Origin of the sequence: Actinosynnema sp. NPDC023658 (genome assembly GCF_040639995.1) — a bacterium.
In the GTDB taxonomy this organism is placed as follows: Bacteria; Actinomycetota; Actinomycetes; order Mycobacteriales; family Pseudonocardiaceae; genus Actinosynnema.
On sequence record NZ_JBFAAX010000517.1, the window covers coordinates 1 to 4,207 of the forward strand.

The following is a 4,207-nucleotide window of genomic DNA, read 5'->3' on the forward strand; positions in this document are numbered from 1 at the left end:
TGGGGGAGTTGTGCAGGTTGAGCTCGAACAGCTTCGGGGCGTCGGCCTCGCTGAACTCGACGAAGTCCTTGACGCCGACCTGGTGCGCAACCTGCTCCAGCGGGTGCCGGTGCCGCAGGCGGGGCCGGACCCGACGGGCCAGTTCCCGCCCCACGTCAACCCGAACAACCACCGCTGACATGCGTGGCGCCCTGTCCGGGCTGACCACCCGGGGCCGGTGCCTCCTGGCCGCCGGCTTCGCGGCCGGGTTGTGCGCGATCGTGCTCAACGAGCGCGACCTGCTGCGCGTGGCCGCGTTCGTGGTGGCCCTGCCGCTGCTGGCGGCCTGGCTGGCGCAGCGGGCCAGGGTCGGCCTGCACGCGAACCGGTTCCTGCACCCCAGCCGCGTCCAGGTGGGTTCGGCCACGGACGTGCGGGTGGAGCTGCGCAGCGCCGGCCGGTTGCCGACCGGTGGGCTGCTGCTGGAGGACGCGGTGCCGTACGCGCTGGGCGCGCGCCCGCGGTTCGTGGTGGAGCGGCTGCCGCGCAACACGGTGACCGTGCTGCGGTACCCGCTCAAGCCGGTGATGCGCGGCATCCAGCAGGTCGGCCCGCTGATGGCGCGGATCACCGACCCGTTCGGGCTGGCCGAGTACGACCGCGAGATGGCGGGCCGCAGCCGGCTGGTCGTGGTGCCGCGGGTGGTGCAGCTGATCGGCCTGCCGAGCGGTTCCGGCATGGGCTCCGGCGACGACGGCTCGATCCGGCTGCGCGCCGGGCAGGGCGAGGACGACGCGGTCGTGCGGCCCTACCGGCACGGCGACGACCTGCGGAAGGTGCACTGGCGCTCGACGGCGCGGCGCGACGAGCTGATGGTGCGGGTCGAGGAGCGGCCGTGGCGCGGCGGCACGACCGTGCTGCTGGACCACCGGCTGGTGGCGCACCGGGGCAGCGGTCCCGGCGCGAGCATGGAGTGGGCGGTGTCGCTGGCCGCGTCCGTCTGCCTGCACCTGCACCGGTACGGCCACCGGGTGCGCCTGGTGGGCGACGACGGCAAGGTGCTGGCGGGCGGACCGGGCGACGGCGGGTACAGCGACTCGGTGGTGCTGGACGCGTTGGCCGCGCTGCCGCCGTCGCACCGCCGTGAGCCGGCCGCGGGCCTGGACCCGGGCGCCGGCCAGGAGGTCATCGCGATCCTCGGCGGCAGCACGCCCGCCGTGATCGACTCGTTGGTCCGCAACCGGCCGCGCGGGATGCGCAGCCTCGCGGTGGTGATGGACGTGGGCGCGTGGGCGTCCGCGTCGGAGGACCCGGCGCCGGACCCGGCCGACGCCCAGCGGTTGTTGAGCGGCGCGGGGTGGGGCGTGGTGGTGGCGCGTCCGTCCACGCCGATGGGGCAGGTCTGGCAGGAGCTGTGCCACAGCGCGGGCAACCGCGGCCCGGTGGTGCGCACGGAGGTGGGTTAGGTGACCGGCAGGACCGCCGTGGCGGGGAACGGGAACTGGGTGGTGAGCGCGACGCCCGCGGTCGCCGGTCTGGCGACTTGGTGCGCGTCGACGGCGCTGTCCAGCGTGCTCGACGGTGTGCTGTGGCTGGTGTACCTGGCTGTGGCGATAGCGGTGGTCGGCGGGACGGGCGTGCTGCTGCGGGCGACGCGGCTGCCGTCCCCGGCGGTCGTCCTCGGGCAGCTGCTCGCGCTGCTGTGCCTGCTGGTGACGATCTTCACCCGCAGCGGTGTGCTGATCGTGCTGCCCGGACCGCAGTCGTTGCAGGACCTGTTGCGGGTCCTGGGTGACGCGATGGGCGAGGTGCAGACCGGCGTGCCGCCGGTGCCGGACAGCCCGGCCATGCGGTGCCTGGTGATGGTGGCGATCGGGCTGGTCGCGATCGTGGTGGACGCCCTGGCCGTCGGCCTGGCCGCGCCCGCCGCGTCGGGGCTGGTGCTGCTGTGCGTGTTCGCGGTGCCCGCGTCGCTGGCCGACGAGATGCTGCCGCTGTGGACGTTCGTGTTCGGCGCGGGTGCGTTCGCGCTGCTGCTGGCCGTGGACGGGCAGCACCGGCACGAGGCGTGGCGCGGCAGGTTGCCCAGCGGCGGGCAGAGCGGGTCCGGGCCGGCGGCGACCGCGGTGGCCGGGCTGGCCGTGGTGGTCGCGCTGCTGGCCGGTGCGAGCCTGACCCTGGTCGGCACGGTCGGTCGGCTGCCGGGCACGGGTGACGAGATCGGCGGCGGCAACGGCGGCCTGGGCATCGACCCGATGACCCAGCTGCGCGGCATGTTGAACCAGGGTGCGCCGCGGGAGCTGTTCCGGGTCCGGAACATGCCGGCCACCTCGGCGTACCTGCGCGCGATGACGCTGCGCCAGTACGTGCCGGACAAGGGCTGGGAGCTGGGCGGGAACATGCCGGAGGGCGTGCCCGCGAACGGCGCGCTGCCCGAGCAGCCCGGCGACCCCGGCGGCGGCCCGACGACCAAGGTCCAGATCGAGCCGGTCAACTGGGTGGACAACTGGCTGCCGGTCTACGGCCGGCCGCGCGGCGTCGAGGAGGTCGACGACAACTGGAGGTTCGACCCGGGGCGCGGGATGATCTACAGCGTGCGGGCCCGCAAGTCCGGGCAGTACACGCTGGAGACGGTGTTCGAGTCGCCGTCCGCGGACACGCTGCGGCGGGCCACCGGCCCGATGGACGTCGACCCCGCGTACCTCGAAGCGCCGGGCGTCCAGGGCCGGGTGGCCGCGCTGGCCCGGCAGATCGTCTCCGAGCACGACAACCAGTTCGACCGGGCGACGGCGCTGTACCGGTACTTCACCGACGGCACGCAGGGCTTCGAGTACACGACGCAGACCACGGACTCGGCCACGTCCGTGGACGCGCTGGAAGACTTCGTGTTCAACGGCAAGAAGGGGTTCTGCGAGCAGTACGCCTCGGCGATGGCGATCATGGCCCGGTCGGTCGGCATGGCCGCGCGGGTGGCGCTCGGCTTCACCGCCGGGTACGCCACCGACGACTTCCAGTCGATCACCTCGCAGGACGCGCACGCGTGGGTCGAGATCTACTTCCCCGGCTACGGCTGGATGACCTTCGACCCGACGCCGCTGTCCGACGGGCGCGGCGTGACGCCGCCCTACATCTCCGGCCTGGACGCCGACGACGAGGAGGACGGCTCCAGCGCGGGTCCGACGACTACGGCGACCACGACGACCACGGTGGACACCTCGTCGTCCGCGGAGGCCGTGCCGGACGCGCAGGGTGACAACGGGGCGACCACGACCGAGGACACGACGCCCACGTGGCACCTGGTGACGCTCGGCGTGGTGTTCCTGCTCGCGCTGCTGGCGGCGGGACTGGTGATGTTCGGCGGGTCGCGGTTGAACCGGCCCGCGTGGCTTCGTTCGGCGGTGTCGTCGGCGGCGGCGGTGCTGTGGGCGGTCGTGCTGGCGTTGGCGGTGGCGCTGCTGTCGTGGCCGGTGGCGATCGTGCTGCTGCTGTTGCTGGCCGTGGCGGCCCCGGCGGCCTTGCGGACGTGGCGGCGGCAGCAGCGGCTGCGGGCCGTGGCGGCGTTGGGGCCGGACGCGGCGAGCGCGGCGTGGCAGGAGCTGGTCGCGGAGTCCGTCGACCGTGGTACGCGCGTGCCGCGCACGGAGACCGTGCGGGTGGCGGCGCGGCGGTTGGTGCGGGCGCACAACCTGGACGACCAGGGGCGGGACGGGCTGCGCGCGGTCGTCGGCGCGGTGGAGCGGTCCTGGTACAGCGCGCACGGCACGACGGACCCGGCGCTGCCGGGTGCGGTGGACGACGTGCGCCAGAGCCTGCACCGCAACGCGCCGCTGGCCCTGAAGGCGAAGGTCCTGCCCCGGTCGGTGCTGCAACCCGAGCCACCGACCGAACCGGACACGGACTGACATCGTTCCCGTGATTCGGTGACGTCAGGGCCGGGGCCGGCGCGAACCGCGCTCCCCGGCCCTTCACCATCCCTCCCCTGCACACCACCCCACCGCGCGACCCGGCTCTCCTGCCTACCGCCTGGTCCTTCCGCTCACGACCGCCCGCTGGCGGCTTCCCATCGACCCCCTCGTTCCTGCCGCATCGACTCGTGACACGCAGACGGCCCGCTCCCGGAACATACCGGGGCGGGGCGTGTGCGGTGTTGGGGGGGGCGGTCGGGGGGTGGGGGGGGTGGGGGGTGGCGCGGGCTACTCGTCCTCGAAAAGGGGAGGGGAACCTTATT

General features: G+C 74.2%; 2 protein-coding genes. Both read left to right on the forward strand.

What is annotated here, in order from left to right; translation table 11 throughout:
- The first annotated feature begins 179 nt into the window (after nucleotides 1-179).
- Nucleotides 180-1,445 (forward strand): DUF58 domain-containing protein, encoded by a 1,266-nt coding sequence (locus tag AB0G02_RS30225; protein WP_360800636.1) that lies wholly within the window; start codon nucleotides 180-182, stop codon nucleotides 1,443-1,445.
- Nucleotides 1,446-3,881, forward strand: a complete 2,436-nt coding sequence (locus AB0G02_RS30230) for a DUF3488 and transglutaminase-like domain-containing protein (protein WP_360800639.1) — start codon at nucleotides 1,446-1,448, stop codon at nucleotides 3,879-3,881.
- Nucleotides 3,882-4,207 lie beyond the last annotated feature (326 nt).

Bases quoted from the DNA above. Each gene is read 5' to 3' on its own strand.
- AB0G02_RS30225 (WP_360800636.1), top strand. From the start codon at position 180: ATGCGTGGCGCCCTGTCCGGGCTGACCACCCGGGGCCGGTGCCTCCTG.